Here is a 15285-nt window from a genome sequence, read left to right as displayed (position 1 = left end):
CTTCCACAACAAGGAGATCCCCATGGACATGAGTCCGCCACCGTCACCCCCCGTCCAGACACAGAGCCGCTTCCAGGAAAGCCTGGAGGCATTCCATCGCGCTGTCGGATTCCAGGCCTGGCTGGCCAACGAACAGGCAGCGATCCCGCCCTTCCCGCACGAGGCGGATCCGGACACCCAGGCGAGTTACCTGATCGCCCTGGAGGCCTATTGGAACGGCCCGACCGCCAGCACCGACGGGCGCGAAGCGCGACGTCACGCACTGGCCGGTCACTTCGCCGACGCTGCCCGTGCTCTTGCCGTGCTTGCCCATCAGGATGGTCGTCTCGACGCGATCGAACTGGCGTCGATTCGCTCGATAACATCCACCGGGGCCCCGTCACTTCCCCCCGGCGTAACGGTTCACGAACTGATGTTCAACGACACCGCTTACGCCGGCGTCCTGCTGTTGCCACACGAGCACGATGGCGGCCGCACCCTGGTGTTCTCCCCGGATCGCGGCTGGGAATCCTTTCCTCGCCTCGTCGACGCTTACGCCGAACTGGAACGACGCGCGCGCCTGGCACTCGTCCACACGGCCGAACTCGCCGGTATCGCCGGTATCGCCCGCCAGCATCTGGGCAGCATCGGCCCTGATCCGTTCGTGAGTTCCCGGGGGATAACCGGTGATCCCTTTACGACACTCGTCGACCGAACGATACGCATGCAGAAGGACAAGCTTCGCCAGGCCTGGTTCGAGTACACACTGGAGGACGATGCATCGGTGCGGGCAAGGGTTCTTGCGGACACGGTATTCGATGCCCTGCGCCTGGAGCGCACGTTCGACGTCGAGGCCATGCTTGCCTCCCGTCATGCCGCCCTCCTCACCGCGCTGAACGAACAACGGCTCGAACGCGTTCCCATGGGCGTCGCCACGGACTGGCGCGAGGCGAACGGAAGCTATCAGGAAACCCTGCGATCGATTGCGGAGCGCGAAGCCGCGGCCGGACTGCAGCCGGCGACAGACCTGCGGGCCTATGCGTCACAAACGCTCGCCGGGCGCCTGCGCGCGCTAGGTATCACCGAGGATCCGGCCGACATCCTGGTCCGCATGGACAGAAGCACCGACGCTGCCGCACGCCTGGCGTCGTTACAGTCCCTGTTCGAGGGCCCCGCTTCCGTGCAGGTCAGGTTGGTCGATCTCGCTTACCAGAACATCGCGGCCTTCGACCAGGTCCGCCTCAGTGCCAGCGCGAGCGACGGCAGTCCCGTCATCGTGCTGGACGATGCCCGAATCCGTAGCCTGATACGAGACCTCGATCTTCCGACACGCTATCGAGGCTACGTGGAGAACACGTATCGATCCGGCGATGATGCTGCCCTGCGTCGCATCCACTCAACCGAGCTACAGCAAGCGCACATGCGACTTCTCGCCACCGAGGCACGGCTGTCCTACTATCTGGACGACAACCCTCGTTCGTTCCGTCCCGACCATGCCGAGCGCGGATATCGCTGGGTCGAGGCAGCGCTCGCCCATCCGTCTCCCGAAGGCCGTGCACGCGTCGAAGGCCATGAGATCGTGGTGCGCCAGGTGACCTACCTTGACACGCCGCTGCGCGACATCCTCATGTTCGGAGCACGCCATGTCGAGAGCGTGCAAAGCATCGTTCTTTACACGCCGGATGCACCGGACGGCATCACCTTTCGCGAGTTCGACGACAAGGCCGAAGCCGGGCGCCGTTTCTTCTACCATCCCGCCTTCCGCGAGTATCTTCTGGATCGGCTGCCTGCCGACTACGCGCGCGTGCTCCCCAACGGACATTCCCGGGAATTTGCCGGCGACCACCTGGCCCATTGGGTGCTCGGCGCGAGCACGACCTCGGGCTATACGCGGACCGCGGCGCGCTTCGAGGAACGCGAGGTGGAGAGCGATTTCCTCATCGCCGGCTATGAGCTGGACGTGCAGTCGGGGCTGCGCAACATGCAGGTATTCGCGCGCAGCGCCGAGCAAGCTGACTGGGCATGGTTGCGCGGCCAACGACCCGGGACCCTGATCAACCAGATCGTCACGGACGTACTCAAAGGCGTCATTACCGCGCCTTCGAGAGCTGCCCAGGCCTCATGGCGCCTTTACGACAACGTCAAAGCCGGCGATTACCCCGAGGCGGTCGTCGACTTCGCCGATTTCTACAATGCCTCGCTTTCCACTGCTCTTCCGGTGTATGCCCTGAGCTCGGCCTCGGCGGCGCACGTGATCGCTGGCGCGCGCTTTCGCGCGGGCATGCGTCTCGTCGAAGCAAGCCCCGCGGTACAACCGACGGTGGTTTTCGAACCACGCTTCATGGCAAGAAACCTCCGCAAAATCGGCCAGGCCAACCGGGAAGGCATCTACACGATTGGCGGCAAGACTTACATCGAACATCACGACGCGCTTTACCGGGTCGTCCACGACAACGATATCGCCAGCTGGCGGCTCACGCGGCCCGAGATGGGCACTGCTTTCCGCGGGCCCGCGATCCAGCGGACGGCGACGGGAACCTGGTCTTATCACCGTGTGGGATTGCGCGGCGGTAGCGGGCGTGTCCAGCCCGATGGTACGGGACGATTGCCAGACCTGTACGACGAACTCCAGGCACAGGTTGAAATGGCCTTCCCCGACGCCTTCGAACGTGACTTCGTCGCCGCGCGAATGCGGTTCGAACGAACGCCTTATGCCGGCAGGGTGGAGGGTTACATGCCCCCCACGATCTCCGAAGCACAGCGTATGCGCTGGACCGGCGCCATGGAACGTGCGCGGGCGCAAATAGCGCGGCGCAGGGCGCTCCCGCGGGCAGGCACATCTGAAGTAGCTCTCCGCCTGACTCACACTCCCGACGCCGTCGGTGGCCTCCATCCGGTACTGCGAGCACAGGCCCCGGCTGATCTCTGGTACTACGGAAAATTGCCGTTCAAGGAGAGCGATCTGGTCCGCCACCGTGGCAACCTCGGATATAGCAAGGAAATGGCCGAGCTCTCAGTGCGTTACGTCGGCGACGGCAACTACGGTGTCCGCGTGACCACCGTGCCACCCACGGCACCGATTAGTGACATCCGACGGGCCATGGGTGCGCCGGATCTCACGCGGGCAACGACTTTCTCTGTGCGCATCGACCCGGCCAGCCTGTATGAGCCGATGTCGGGCATATGGCGGAACCGTTACTGGCTGGGGGGCGATCGCCCGCTCGCCGAGCTGCTCACGCCGGTCGCCGGACCGGGGAATGTGTTCTTCGCGCGCCCGGGAAGTGGAAGCCGGCTCGCCTTGGGCATGGGCCAGTTCCAGGTCGAGAACACGCTGCCGCCGGCCAGTCCCTGAGCGGCGTCGCGGCTGCCGGGGAGGAGCTAACCGGAGTACCATGCACAGCATGGATTCCCAGAAAACCACCCATTTCGGCTTCCGCGACGTTCCCCTGGCCGACAAGCAGAAACTTGTCGGCCAGGTGTTCACCTCCGTGGCGCGTAACTACGACCTGATGAACGACCTCATGTCGTTCGGCGTCCATCGACTGTGGAAGCGCCACTTCGTCGCCGTCAGCGGCGTTCGTCGTGGCGACCGCGTGCTCGATCTCGCCGGTGGCACGGGCGATATCGCCGCCCTGCTCAAACCGGTCGTCGGCGAGGAAGGCGAGGTGGTGGTCGGCGACATCAACGCCGCCATGCTCGGCGTCGGGCGCGACCGCCTCACCGATCGCGGCCTCGTTGCCGGCTTGCGCTGGGCGCAGATGAACGCGGAGATGCTGCCGTTCCCGGACAACAGCTTCGACGCCGTCACGATTGCCTTCGGCCTGCGCAACGTCACCGACAAGGACAAGGCACTGGCCGACATGCACCGCATCCTCAAGCCCGGTGGCCGTGCCCTGGTGCTGGAGTTCTCCAAGGTGCAGAGCCCGCTCCTGTCGAAACTCTACGACGTGCATTCGTTCAAGATCCTGCCGCGCCTGGGCAAGCTCTTTGCCGGTGACGCCGACAGCTATCAGTACCTGGCCGAGTCCATTCGCAAGCATCCGGACCAGGACACCCTGAAGGGCATGATGCTCAACGCCGGCTTCGGCCATGTGGAAGTCCGCAACCTGACCAGCGGGATCGTCGCGATCCACCGGGCCTACAAGCTCTGACAGGGGTGGCATACTTGGGGCTCTCCTTCCATCGGATGATCCCCTCGATGCGTCTGCTCCCCGTCCTTGCCCTCACCATGGCGTTCCCCGTCGTGGCCTTCGCCGCCGACCCCCATTCCTACGCCCAGCCTGCCGTCGTCAAGGTCACCCACCTCGACCTCGACCTGAAACTGGACTTCGGCAAGCGCGAGCTGGCCGGCAACGCCACGCTGAAGCTCGACTGGAAGGACGCCAAGGCGAAGGATCTCGTCCTCGACACGCGCGACCTGAAGATCGCCAGCGTCGACGCCGTGGACGGTTCGGGCAAGGCCACGCCGCTGAAGTTCGCACTCGCTCCACGCGACAAGGAACTCGGCTCGAAGCTGACCATCGAAGCGCCGGCCCATCCGGCCAGCGTGCGCATTGCGTATGCGACGGTGCCCGAGGCCTCCGGCCTGCAGTGGCTCACGCCGGATCAGACGGCCGACAAGAAGCAGCCCTTCATGTTCTCGCAGTCCGAGTCGATCCATGCGCGCTCGTGGGTGCCGCTGCAGGACTCGCCTGCCATCCGTTTCACCTACGACGCGCACGTCGCCGCGCCGAAGGATGTACGCGTGGTGATGAGCGCGATCAACGATGCGAAGCACCCGCTCAACGGGGACTTCACCTTCGACCAGCCGCATCCGATTCCGTCGTACCTGCTGGCGATTTCCGCCGGCGATATCGCCGTGAAGGAAACCGGGCCGCGTAGCGCCGTCTATGCCGAGCCCAGTGTCGTCGGCAAGGCCGCGCACGAATTCGAAGACACCGAAAAGCTGATCGCCACCACCGAGAAACTCTACGGCCCCTACGCCTGGGGTCGCTACGACATCCTCGTGCTGCCCCCGTCGTTCCCGTTCGGCGGTATGGAAAATCCAAACATGACCTTCGCCACGCCGACCGTGCTGGTGGGCGACAAGAGCCTGGTTTCGCTGGTGTCGCACGAGCTTGCGCACTCGTGGTCGGGCAACCTGGTGACCAGCGCCGCGTGGCGCGACATCTGGTTGAACGAAGGTTTCACCACCTACGTCCAGGGCCGCATCACCGAGGCCGTGTTCGGCAAGACGCTCGCCGATGAGGAAGCCCTTCTGTCCGCTCGCGAGCTGCAGAAGACGATCGGTGACATGCCGGTCAATTCACAGAAGCTCACGCCGGACGCGCGCGGCGTCGGCGCCGACGACTCGCTGTCCGCCGTCGCCTACGACAAGGGCTCGTGGTTCTTGCGCACGCTGGAACAGCGCTTCGGCCGCGAGACCTTCGATGCCTACCTGAAGGGCTATTTCGCGCACTTCGCTTTCCAGAGCATCGATACCGACACGATGTTCGCTTACCTCAAGACCAACCTGCTCGATAAGTACCCGGGCAAGATGAGTGAGGCCGAGGCACGCGCGTGGATCTGGCAGCCGGGCATCCCGAAGGACGCACCGCTGCCCACGTCCGCACGCTTCGACGGCATCGACAAGGAGCGCACCGACTTCCTCGCCGGCAAGCTGTCGGCGGACAAGCTCGATGCGAAGACGTGGAATACGCAGGAGTGGATGTATTTCCTCGACCGCATGCCGGATGTCATGCCGCTGCCGAAGGTCAAGGAACTCGATGCGGCCTGGCACCTCACCGGCACGCCGAACGCCGAGATCGGCATGCGCTGGTACGCGCACGCCATCGCCGCCGGCGACAAGGACGTCTGGACCGCCGCTGCCGAACACATGACCCGTATCGGTCGCCTGTACCTGACCACGCCGGTGTACCGCGCGTTTGCGCGCACGCCGGAAGGCCTGGCCTTTGCTAAAGAAACCTACGCCAAAGCGAAAGGCGGCTATCACCCGATGACCCAACAGGCCGTCGAAGCCATCCTCGCCGGCAAGTCGAAGAAGAAGTAAGCGCAGCATGGCCAAGATTCCGACTCCCGGTTCCACCGACAGCCGTCCGCTCTGGCAGCGGTTGCTGCTTCGCCGTCTCAAGTTCCTCGTCGTCGTCGCCCTGGTGCTCGGCGTCGGCGCGGGCGGCGTCTACCTGATCGCCCCGTCGCTCCTGCTCAAGGCCGATGCGGCGCGCCTGGCCATGTCCGCACACATGGAGAAGAAGTCGATCGTCGCCGGCGACACGACCTGGTCGTATTACGAAGGCGGCAGTGGTCCGACGATCGTCCTGCTGCATGGTTTCGCGGCCAACAAGGAAACCTGGCTGACCATGGCCAAGGGCCTGACCGACCACTTTCGCGTGATCGCGCCCGACCTCCCGGGCTGGGGCGAGTCGTCGCGCAATGAAGGTGGCGACTACGGCATCCCGGCACAGGCAGCTCGCCTGGAAGCATTCGCCTCGGCTATCGGTGCCCAACACTTCCTGCTCGTCGGGCACTCGATGGGCGGCGCGATCGCCGGCGTCTACGCCGATCAGCATCCCGAGCGCGTGGCGAGCCTCGTGCTGTCGAGCTCGCTCGGCCTGACCTTCAAGGAGAACGACTTCGTTCGTGACGTGAAGGCCGGCAAGGATCCGTTCCTGCTCAAGGACCGCGCCGACCTGGAAGCCCTGCTTGGCCGTATCTTCCTGGTCAAGCCGAACATCCCGGGTCGACTCGAAGACGCCCTGCTGGCACGCAATCAGCAGGACCACGACTTCATCGCGCACACGTTCGAGCAACTGAAAGAGCCCGCGCAGGCCTACGCGCTGGACCCGGTGATCGGCAAGCTGCCAATGCCCGTACTCGGCCTCTGGTGCCGCGAGGACAAGATCATCGATGTGTCCGCACTGGATACGCTGCGCAACGGCCTGAAGAGCTCACCCTCGATCGGCGCCACCATCATGAATGGCTGCAATCACATGCCGATGCTGGAGAAGCCGGAAGAGACGGCGAAAATCATCACCGGTTTCGCGCTGGCACACTGACGCTTCGTCGCGGCTGAGGTGGCCCGTGCGGTCGCCTCAGTCGGCGACGTCGGCTACCAGCCTGTCCAGCTGCATCTTCAATCCGCTGCCGTGCGTGCGTAGCCACGCACGCTGTTCCTTGTAGTCGGGGAACACGGTCTCGACCCAATGCCAGAAACGCGGCGAGTGGTTGCGCACCTTCAGGTGGCACAGCTCATGGACAAGCACGTAGCGCAGGGCGGCCGGCGGTGCCAGCGCCAGCGCCAGATCGAGATTGATGCGATCGCGCGTATCCAGGCTGCCCCAGAGGCTTTTCAGCGGACGCACCTTGAGCGCGGTCGGCGCGGCGTTGATCACGGGGATGTACGCCGGCAGCCAGCGTGAGACGTCGCGGCGAATCTGCGCTTCGAAGGTCGTCGCGAGCAAACCGCGCGCCACCATCAGTGCGCGCGTATGCGGTTTCGGAATCACCAGCGTGAGGCCTCCCGCATGCTGGTCGACACGCGGATAGGCGCCTTCCGCCCAATCCAGCGCGACCTCTTCACCACGAAAGGGGAACGAGGTCGGCACGCCGACCTTGAGGGCGGGTAGTGGCGTAGCGTCCAGATGGAACTCGCCGAGCTTCTGTTCCAGCCAGTCGGCATGATGACGAAGAAAAGCGGCCATCTGGGCCGTATGCGTGCCGTTGGGATAGGTGAGGCGAGCACCTTTCGGCGTCACCGTCAGGCGCAGCCGCCGAGCGCGCGGATGCGCCGATTTGAGCACGCGAATGGTGCCGCCCGTCGGGGTCGACAGTTCCAGCCATTCGCTTTCTTCAGATGCCATGTCGCGAGTCTCTGGTCGATCCCGACGAACTTGCCACCAAGCCATATCGAATCCTGCGACGCGGCCGCTCCGGCGTTACTCCGGCCGCGGCAGCTTGAACCACTTTTCCAGCTTGCCCAGCAGGCGCTCGTACTCGAGTGCCATCAGGGCGAAGTTCGCATCCGCTTCCGCGGCGGCCGACTCGGGGCTGTCCGCCTGTCCATCGAGCACCACATCCGTGAACTTCATTTTACGCAGGATCAGGTCTTCCCCGAGTACGAACGAGATGCGGTCGTCGAAGACCAAACCCAACTGGAACACCTGCTTTCCGGTGCGCAGGTGCTCACGAATCTCATCGGTGTCGAGATCTTGGCGGCGGCAGCGAGCGATGGCGCCCGAGGCGGTGGCCGGGTCACGCAGTTCGCATTCGTCGCCCAGGACCAGGCCGGCCGGCAGTTCGCCCGTCGCCACCCAATGGGTCATGAGGATGCGCGGCGACTCTTCCGGCGCCAGGGGCACCGCCGGGAAGCTGCCCAGGGCCTCGCGAACCTGGCTCAGGGTGTTCTCGGCCGACTTGCGACTGGACGTGTCGAGCACCAGCCAGCCGTGCTTCTTGTCGACATAGCCGGACATGCGCGAGGTGCGGACGAAAGCCCGCGGCAGCAGCTCGTTCATGACGTCGTCCTTCATGCGCTTGCGCTCGCGACCGCTGACCTTGCGGCCCTCTTCGTCGACGATCTTCTGCACGCGATTGGCGATCTCGTCGTTCACCACGGCCGACGGCAGGAGCTTATCCTCGCTGCCGACCGTGACCATGGTGTTGCGGCCCACGTTGTGGACCAGCGCTTCCTCATTTCGGCCGAGCGGCGAAATGAAACCGCGCGTCGACATTTCCAGCGGGCCGACCGGGCGCAGGCGATGCTCGGGAAGCGCCTCTTCGAGGCGATCGAGATCGGTGGCGACAGGGGCGGAGAAGCGGAACAGCGTCAGGTTTCGAAAAAACATGTATCGGGATATCTCTTGCGAATGGAGGGCCGTGGCGAACGACAAGCGTCCGCCGGCGAAGGTGGCAATGGACGGCTAGATGACCTTGGCGATCGCCTCGGCGACGCGGTCGAGATTGCCGTCGTTGAGTGCGGCCACGCAGATGCGTCCCGTACCCACGGCGTAGATGCCGAACTCCGTGCGCAGGCGATCCACCTGGACGGACGAAAGGCCGGAATAGGAGAACATGCCGCGTTGTGCTTCGATGAAGCCGAAGTCGCCATGCGCGGCGAGGCGCTGCGTCAGGCCACGGCGCATCGTGCGAATGCGCTCGCGCATCTCGCCCAGCTCGGCTTCCCAGGTGGCGCGCAGGTCGTCGTGATTGAGCACGGCGGCGACCACGGCGGCGCCATGCGTCGGCGGGTTGGAGTAATTCGTGCGGATGACGCGCTTGAGCTGCGACTGCACGCGTACGGCTTCGTCGTGCGAGTCGGTGACGATCGACAGGGCACCGACGCGTTCGCCATACAGCGAGAACGACTTCGAGAACGAGCTGGCGACGAAGAACGGCACGCGCGCTTCGGCGAACAGGCGTACGGCGATCGCGTCGGCCTCGATGCCATCACCAAAGCCCTGGTAGGCGATATCGAGGAAGGGAACAAGACCGTGCTCGCGCACGCTCTCGATCACGCGCTTCCAGTCGTCGGTGCCGAGGTCGACACCCGTCGGGTTATGGCAGCACGCGTGAAGGACGACGATCGCGCCCTTCGGCAGCTTCGCCAGGCCCCCGAGCATGCCCTCGACGTCGACACCGTGCGTGGCGGCGTCGTAGTACGGGTATTCCACGACCTGGAAGCCCGCACCCTCGAACAGCGCGCGATGGTTCTCCCAGCTCGGGTTGCTGATGGCGACCGGCACCGAGGGATTCAGGCGGTGCAGGAAGTCCGCGCCGATCTTCAGCGCGCCCGTGCCGCCGAGGGCCTGTGCGGTGACGACGCGACGCTCGGCAAGCAGCGGCGAGCCGGCGCCGAAAAGCAGCCTCTGTACCGCGGCGTCGTAGAGTGCGATGCCATCGATGGGCAGGTAACCGCGCGGCAGCTGGGCTTCCAGACGCGCTTTCTCGGCTTCGCGCACGGCACGCAAAAGCGGTACATGGCCGTTGGCGTCGTAGTACACGCCGACGCCGAGATTGACTTTGTCCGGACGCGTATCGGCGCCGAAGGCTTCGTTGAGGCCAAGGATCGGGTCGCGCGGAGCGAGTTCGACAGCGGAGAAGAGGGTCATGGTCGGCAGGCCTTGAAGCGGAGTTTTAAATGATCAGTCGTTGTCGTCGCTGGCGTCGCCACCGGCAAGCCAGGCATGGGTGTCAGCGCGCGCCGCGCCTTCGCGTGCGCCCAGCGACGCGAAGTCGAACAGCTTGCGATCGGTGAGCTGTGACGGTGCGATATTGCCCATCGCGCGGAAGATGGTCTCGCTACGGCCCGGGTTGGATTTCTCCCAGTCCTCGAGCATGCGCTTGACCACCTTGCGCTGCATGTTCTCCTGCGAACCGCAGAGATTGCAGGGGATGATTGGAAAGGCGCGCGCATCCGCGTAGGCGGCGATGTCGTCCTCGCGGCAGTAGGCGAGCGGGCGGATCACCACGTGGCGGCCGTCGTCCGAGAGCAGCTTGGGCGGCATCGCCTTCAGGCTGCCCTGGTAAAACATGTTGAGGAAGAAGGTGCCGAGGATGTCATCGCGATGATGGCCCAGCGCGATCTTGGTGATCCCGTTATCCGACGCCCATTGGTAGAGCGCACCGCGGCGCATGCGTGAGCACAGGCTGCACATCGTCTTGCCCTGCGGGATGACGCGGGTGACGACGCTGTACGTGTCCTGCTCGATGATGTGGAACGGAATGTTCCGCTCTGCCAGGTATGCCGGCAGCACGTGCTCAGGGAAATCCGGCTGTTTCTGGTCGAGGTTCACCGCGATCAGCTCGAAACGGACCGGTGCCTTCGCCTGGAGCGAAAGCAGCATGTCCAGCATCGTGTAAGAGTCCTTGCCGCCGGAGAGGCAGACCATGATCCGGTCGCCGTCCTCGATCATGCCGTAGTCGGCGATCGCCTGGCCGACCTGACGGCGCAGGCGCTTGGCCAGCTTGCCGGCTTCGTAGCTCTGCTTGCGGGTGGCATCGGGGATGGCGGACATGCGTTGGCGGTGTTCGGGAGAGGCGGCCCCCTATTGTAGCCGCTGCGGGGGACCCCGCCGGGAGTTACACTTGCCCCCTCTCCTCCCGCCCGGCCATTGCCATGCAGGTCCCGGATCCCGCTGAACTGAACAAACGGCTGTCCGAGCTCAAGGTGGAGCACCGCGACCTCGACGCCGCCATCGACCACCTGGCGGCCTCCATCAGCCGGGACGAGCTCCAGCTCACGCGCCTGAAGAAGCGCAAGCTGCTGTTGAAAGACGCCATTTCGCGGATTGAAAGCCGCCTGATCCCCGACCTCGACGCCTGAGACCCGCTTCATGACGCCTGTCCGCCTCGAAAACGCCTACATCACCCTCGAGCCGATGACCCTGGCGCATATTCCCGCGCTGGAGCAGGCCGCCGCCGACGGCAACCTGTGGGATCTCTGGTTCACCTCGGTCCCCGGCCCCGGGCGGATGACGGACTATGTCGAATCGGCCCTGCGCGGCCAGGAAGAAGGCCGCATGTCACCCTGGGTGGTACGTGAAAACGAGACCGGCCAGGTGGTCGGATCGACGCGCTACTACGAGATCGAGGACGATCCCTCCCGCGTGGCCATCGGTTACACCTGGTACGCACGCCGCTGGCAGCGCAGCCACGTCAACACGGCCTGCAAGCATCTCCTGCTGGATAACGCTTTCCAGAACGTCGGCGTCGTCGCGGTCACGTTCCACACGGACGCCTACAACCAGGATTCCCAGCGCGCCATCGAAAAGCTCGGCGCAAAGCGTGAGGGCGTGCTCCGCGCCAACAAGCGGCGGTCCGACGGCTCGCTCCGCGACACCGTCTGCTACAGCATCCTGTCCACCGAGTGGCCCGACGTGGACAAGTGGCTGCAGTTGCGCCTCAGTCGGCTGGCTCCGCCGAAGGCCTAAGACGGCGCCCTCGTCACGATCGCCTCCTTAGCGAGCAGCGACCGCGTCCGGATGCGACGGATGGACGATCAAGGTCGCCGTCATGCCTGCGGAAAGAACGGTTCCAGCAGGCAGATGATCGGTGTCGATCTTCACACGCACCGGCACGCGCTGCGCCAGCCGCACCCAGTTGAAGGTGGGATTCACATCGGCGAGCAGGTCGCTACCGGTCGGGTTGTCGGCATCGGTAATGCCACGCGCGATGCTTTCCACCGAACCCTTGAACTGCACACCGCCGCTCATCAGGCGGATATCGACGGGATCGCCGATCCGCAGCCCCGGCAACTTGGTTTCTTCGAAGTAGCCGTAGATCCAGTAGGAATGGCTATCGATCAGCGCAAGACGCGGTGTACCGGCGTTGGCGTAGTCGCCGACGCGTACATCGAGGTTGGTCACGAACCCGTCCACCGGAGCGAGCACTTCCGTACGGTCAAGGTTGAGCTGCGCCGAAGCGAGCTCGACCTGCGCCTGGGCCACGGCTGCCAGTGACTGCTGCTGGGCCGCACTCGCCTGCTTCGTGCTGGCCAGCGTCTGCTGCCAGCCAGCCTTGGCCGCATTCGCGGCAGCAGCGGCGTTGGCCTTGTCTTCGGCTGAAATGACGTTGTTGATGAGCTTCTGCCGGCGTTCGGACTGCGCCTGGTACATCTCGTAGTTCGCCTTGCTTTGCTCCGCGCCTGCGGAAGCCGCATTGATGCTGGCACCGGCAGCACGGGCGGCCGCCTCGGCGGCATTGAGATTCGCCTTGGCCTGGGCCACGGCGTTCTCGTAGCGCGCACGGTCCACGACGAAGAGGATGTCGCCCTTCTTCACCGTCTGGTTGTCGATCACCTGAACATCGGTGACCAGCCCGGCCACATCGGGCGCGATGCGTACGATTTCCGCACGCACACGACCATCGCGCGTCCATGGCGAATACATGTAGTGCTTCCACATGGTGTGCCCGACGAGCGCCGCGACAAGCACGACGATCGCGGTGACGGCGAAACGGATGAGGGTCGAGAGTTTCATGACGGAATCACTCAGAGCAGGAAGAGCGCGCAAGCGCCAAAGACACAGACGAACACGGCGAGGCGGAACAAAGGCGGATGCCAAACCAGACGATAGAGGCCGAAGCGGCCTGCCACCCAGTCGAGCGCCCAGAGCAGGAGTAGCGCCAGGACAAAGAGGACGAGCAACCCCGGAACGAGGGCGTCGCCGAGTGCGATCTCACGAGGCATGGACGATCTCCTTGGCAAGCGGGGCGTTGGGCATGTAGGCGGCAAGGACGGATTCACCATCTAGCAACGCCATGCGAACGAGATGCAGGTGGTCGAGCAGGTGATGGACGCCCTCGTGCTCACCGACGCTCGCGATCGCCGTGGCGACGGCATCGCGCGCCAGCAGGTAACCGGCGGCGTCTGGCTTTTCGTAGAAGCGCGCCAGCGTACGCAGCGCCTCGACGAGGTAAGGACGCAGCGTGGACGGCAGGTCAGCACCCGCCATGTCGTGACGCAGTTCGATGAGCGCGCGACCGGTCTCGTGGACGGCAAGCGCCCAGGCGATCAGGGCACGTGAATCCGCGCTGCCGGGCTCCGTCTGTGCCACGACCTGGCTGACGAGATCGTGGTTCACACTCTCGAAGCGATGACGCAGTCCCGGCAACGGCGCTTCTGCGGCCAGCGCAACCTGCCCACGCAGCCGCGCGAGCTGGCGCCGGCGCAGCCACGCGCTACCAATCGCCGGCGGGATGACCACGAAGGACACGGCTGCCGCGCCAAGCCCGACGACCTGCGCAATCGCATCGTTGATGAAGTGCGCCGGGTCGTACACCTGCACGTTTTTCAGTGCGAGGATGTACGCCAGGCCCATCGCCCAGCCAAGGCCGTATGAGGCCAAGCGCTGGCTCATCATCATGACGAGCCCTACGGCGAGGAAGGGTGCGATGCCGATGACCAGCAAGGGGTAGCCGTCTACCTGCGTCAGTACGAAGAACTCACAGACAAAGGCCGCCGCCATGCCGGAGAGGTAGCCGAGCATGACCATCCAGGTGACGCGCGTCGGATTGGGAATGGTCGCGAACAAGCCGGCGAACACGGTGGCGAGCAGCATGGCGCTGGAGCCGAGCGGCCATGCGCTGCAGATCCAGAAGGCGCCGAGAGCGAGCATCGTCAGGGTGGCACGCAGGGTGGCGAGACCGGCACCGAGGAAATCGTTGCCGCGATCGAAGCGCACGCGCTCGCCCGAGGCGGCGATGACGCGCGGTGCCTGCAGCGACGCCGCAGCTTCTACATAGGCGTACAACTCGTCGACGAATCGGACCAGCAGCGATGCACCGGTATCGAAGTCGCGGATGTCCTGCGTGTCGGTCAGCGAGTCGCGCAACGGCGACCGCTGTGTCCGCAGGCTTTCGCGAGCCGCCGCGAGACGCGGCAACAACTCGCGTGCCACCACGCCGGCGTCGATCGGTGCGTCGAGCGCGATGCCGATGGGCGCATACAGCCGGATCAGTGTGTCGGCGGCGACGTCGCGGTGAGCGCGCTTCAGTCGGTTGATGAGGTGATGCAGCGATTGAAAGCTGGTCGATGCCGCCATGAAGCGCTGGTTGAACAGGCGCAGGTGACCGCTGCGGGCGCGCGCCTCGGCATCTTCGAAGATCACCGAGCTGCGCAGGTCTTCGAACGTCACCGCATCACGCACAAAGCGAAGGTGTGCGTTCTCCATGGTCTCGCGCGCCATGCGTCCCCGCGTGCTATCACGCACAAAGGCGACGAAATGAGCGAACTGCTCACGCGCGGCGCGGCGCAGGACGTCGCGCATACGACTGGGGAAGACCACGTCGTTGACGACGCCACTGACGGCGAGACCGAGCAGCACTTCGCTGATACGCGCCCACGAGGAATCGAAGACACCGGGCGGGTTGTCGATCACGGGGATGGCGACGATCGCCGCGGTATAGCCACCCAGGACGAAGGCGTACGATTTGAAGTTGCGGTACAGCGTGGCGCCGCCTGCGCACAGGCCAATCCAAAGGGACAGCGCGACAAGGAAGAGATCGCGTTGCTGGGGGAACGACGCGACGATGGCGATCGCAGCGGTAGCGCCGGCGAGCGTTCCGATGGCCCGGTAGAAGCTCTTCGCCAGCACCATGCCCGACTGCCGGTTGGCCACGATGACGGTGGTCAGCATGGCGGTCGACGGCGCCGGCAAAGCGAAACGCATCGCCAGCCACCCAGTCAGGAAGAACGCGATCAGCGTTTTCACGACGAACAGCCACACGGAAGCCTCCTCGCGCAGCGTCTCGACGACGACCTGGCGGGTGACGGGTGGTGTGATGGCGAGTTCGGAGACGGACATGACGGGT

The 15285-nt window shown here is 64.9% G+C and carries 13 protein-coding genes; 6 read left to right on the top strand and 7 right to left on the bottom strand.

The features are described from left to right. Positions 1–22 precede the first annotated feature (22 nt). The 4 genes from AC1DYM_RS03870 to AC1DYM_RS03855 are packed head-to-tail and all read left to right on the top strand — an operon-like array spanning position 23 to position 7034. Positions 23–3331, top strand: a complete 3309-nt coding sequence (locus AC1DYM_RS03870; protein ID WP_477336107.1) for a dermonecrotic toxin domain-containing protein — start codon at positions 23–25, stop codon at positions 3329–3331. A gap of 49 nt (positions 3332–3380) precedes the next feature. Continuing rightward, the gene (ubiE, locus tag AC1DYM_RS03865; protein ID WP_046966556.1) at positions 3381–4130 is read left to right on the top strand and encodes a bifunctional demethylmenaquinone methyltransferase/2-methoxy-6-polyprenyl-1,4-benzoquinol methylase UbiE; all 750 of its coding nucleotides are present in this window, start codon (positions 3381–3383) and stop codon (positions 4128–4130) included. A gap of 47 nt (positions 4131–4177) precedes the next feature. Next, positions 4178–6028, top strand: coding sequence for a M1 family metallopeptidase (locus AC1DYM_RS03860; protein ID WP_477336104.1), 1851 nt, complete (start codon positions 4178–4180; stop codon positions 6026–6028). 7 nt (positions 6029–6035) lie between these two features. After that, the gene (locus tag AC1DYM_RS03855) at positions 6036–7034 is read left to right on the top strand and encodes an alpha/beta fold hydrolase (protein WP_477336102.1); all 999 of its coding nucleotides are present in this window, start codon (positions 6036–6038) and stop codon (positions 7032–7034) included. Positions 7035–7070: 36 nt separating this feature from the next. On the opposite strand, the gene AC1DYM_RS03850 is transcribed toward AC1DYM_RS03855, so the two are convergent. The 4 genes from AC1DYM_RS03850 to ttcA form a co-directional block, all read right to left on the bottom strand. Then, the gene (locus AC1DYM_RS03850; protein ID WP_046966515.1) at positions 7071–7838 is read right to left on the bottom strand and encodes a M48 family metallopeptidase; all 768 of its coding nucleotides are present in this window, start codon (positions 7836–7838) and stop codon (positions 7071–7073) included. 75 nt (positions 7839–7913) lie between these two features. Continuing rightward, complete coding sequence (locus AC1DYM_RS03845) at positions 7914–8822, bottom strand: recombination-associated protein RdgC (RefSeq protein WP_477336100.1); 909 nt, start codon at positions 8820–8822, stop codon at positions 7914–7916. A 75-nt stretch (positions 8823–8897) separates the two neighbouring features. Then, positions 8898–10085 (bottom strand): amino acid aminotransferase, encoded by a 1188-nt coding sequence (locus AC1DYM_RS03840; RefSeq protein WP_477336098.1) that lies wholly within the window; start codon positions 10083–10085, stop codon positions 8898–8900. Between the two features lie 33 nt (positions 10086–10118). Then, the gene (gene ttcA / locus AC1DYM_RS03835) at positions 10119–10991 is read right to left on the bottom strand and encodes a tRNA 2-thiocytidine(32) synthetase TtcA (RefSeq protein WP_477336096.1); all 873 of its coding nucleotides are present in this window, start codon (positions 10989–10991) and stop codon (positions 10119–10121) included. Positions 10992–11092: 101 nt separating this feature from the next. Here ttcA and AC1DYM_RS03830 point away from each other — a divergent pair, with 101 nt between their 5' ends. After that, on the top strand, positions 11093–11299 hold the full coding sequence (locus AC1DYM_RS03830) for a YdcH family protein (RefSeq protein WP_046966511.1): 207 nt from the start codon (positions 11093–11095) through the stop codon (positions 11297–11299). Between the two features lie 10 nt (positions 11300–11309). After that, positions 11310–11906, top strand: a complete 597-nt coding sequence (locus AC1DYM_RS03825) for a GNAT family N-acetyltransferase (protein ID WP_477336093.1) — start codon at positions 11310–11312, stop codon at positions 11904–11906. Between the two features lie 27 nt (positions 11907–11933). Here the strand turns inward: AC1DYM_RS03825 and AC1DYM_RS03820 are convergent, their stop codons facing one another. Genes AC1DYM_RS03820 through AC1DYM_RS03810 form a run of 3 tightly spaced genes read right to left on the bottom strand, consistent with a single transcriptional unit; the run spans position 11934 to position 15278 of the window. Further along, positions 11934–12953 (bottom strand): HlyD family secretion protein, encoded by a 1020-nt coding sequence (locus tag AC1DYM_RS03820; protein ID WP_477336091.1) that lies wholly within the window; start codon positions 12951–12953, stop codon positions 11934–11936. Between the two features lie 11 nt (positions 12954–12964). After that, positions 12965–13162, bottom strand: coding sequence for a DUF1656 domain-containing protein (locus AC1DYM_RS03815; RefSeq protein ID WP_046966508.1), 198 nt, complete (start codon positions 13160–13162; stop codon positions 12965–12967). Then, positions 13152–15278, bottom strand: coding sequence for an FUSC family protein (locus tag AC1DYM_RS03810; RefSeq protein WP_477336089.1), 2127 nt, complete (start codon positions 15276–15278; stop codon positions 13152–13154). Before AC1DYM_RS03810 ends, AC1DYM_RS03815 begins: the two co-directional genes overlap by 11 nt. Positions 15279–15285 lie beyond the last annotated feature (7 nt).

The organism is Luteibacter sp. P1_D3, assembly GCF_056406135.1.
The sequence above is the reverse complement of the archived record's forward strand: the minus strand, read 5'-3'. Positions and strand labels throughout refer to the sequence as shown.

Coding starts and splice junctions, on each gene's coding strand:
- AC1DYM_RS03870 (WP_477336107.1), top strand. CDS start 23: ATGGACATGAGTCCGCCACCGTCACCCCCCGTCCAGACACAGAGCCGC.
- ubiE (WP_046966556.1), top strand. CDS start 3,381: ATGGATTCCCAGAAAACCACCCATTTCGGCTTCCGCGACGTTCCCCTG.
- AC1DYM_RS03810 (WP_477336089.1), bottom strand. CDS start 15,278: ATGTCCGTCTCCGAACTCGCCATCACACCACCCGTCACCCGCCAGGTC.
- AC1DYM_RS03825 (WP_477336093.1), top strand. CDS start 11,310: ATGACGCCTGTCCGCCTCGAAAACGCCTACATCACCCTCGAGCCGATG.
- AC1DYM_RS03845 (WP_477336100.1), bottom strand. CDS start 8,822: ATGTTTTTTCGAAACCTGACGCTGTTCCGCTTCTCCGCCCCTGTCGCC.
- AC1DYM_RS03840 (WP_477336098.1), bottom strand. CDS start 10,085: ATGACCCTCTTCTCCGCTGTCGAACTCGCTCCGCGCGACCCGATCCTT.
- AC1DYM_RS03850 (WP_046966515.1), bottom strand. CDS start 7,838: ATGGCATCTGAAGAAAGCGAATGGCTGGAACTGTCGACCCCGACGGGC.
- AC1DYM_RS03815 (WP_046966508.1), bottom strand. CDS start 13,162: ATGCCTCGTGAGATCGCACTCGGCGACGCCCTCGTTCCGGGGTTGCTC.
- AC1DYM_RS03860 (WP_477336104.1), top strand. CDS start 4,178: ATGCGTCTGCTCCCCGTCCTTGCCCTCACCATGGCGTTCCCCGTCGTG.
- AC1DYM_RS03855 (WP_477336102.1), top strand. CDS start 6,036: ATGGCCAAGATTCCGACTCCCGGTTCCACCGACAGCCGTCCGCTCTGG.
- ttcA (WP_477336096.1), bottom strand. CDS start 10,991: ATGTCCGCCATCCCCGATGCCACCCGCAAGCAGAGCTACGAAGCCGGC.
- AC1DYM_RS03830 (WP_046966511.1), top strand. CDS start 11,093: ATGCAGGTCCCGGATCCCGCTGAACTGAACAAACGGCTGTCCGAGCTC.
- AC1DYM_RS03820 (WP_477336091.1), bottom strand. CDS start 12,953: ATGAAACTCTCGACCCTCATCCGTTTCGCCGTCACCGCGATCGTCGTG.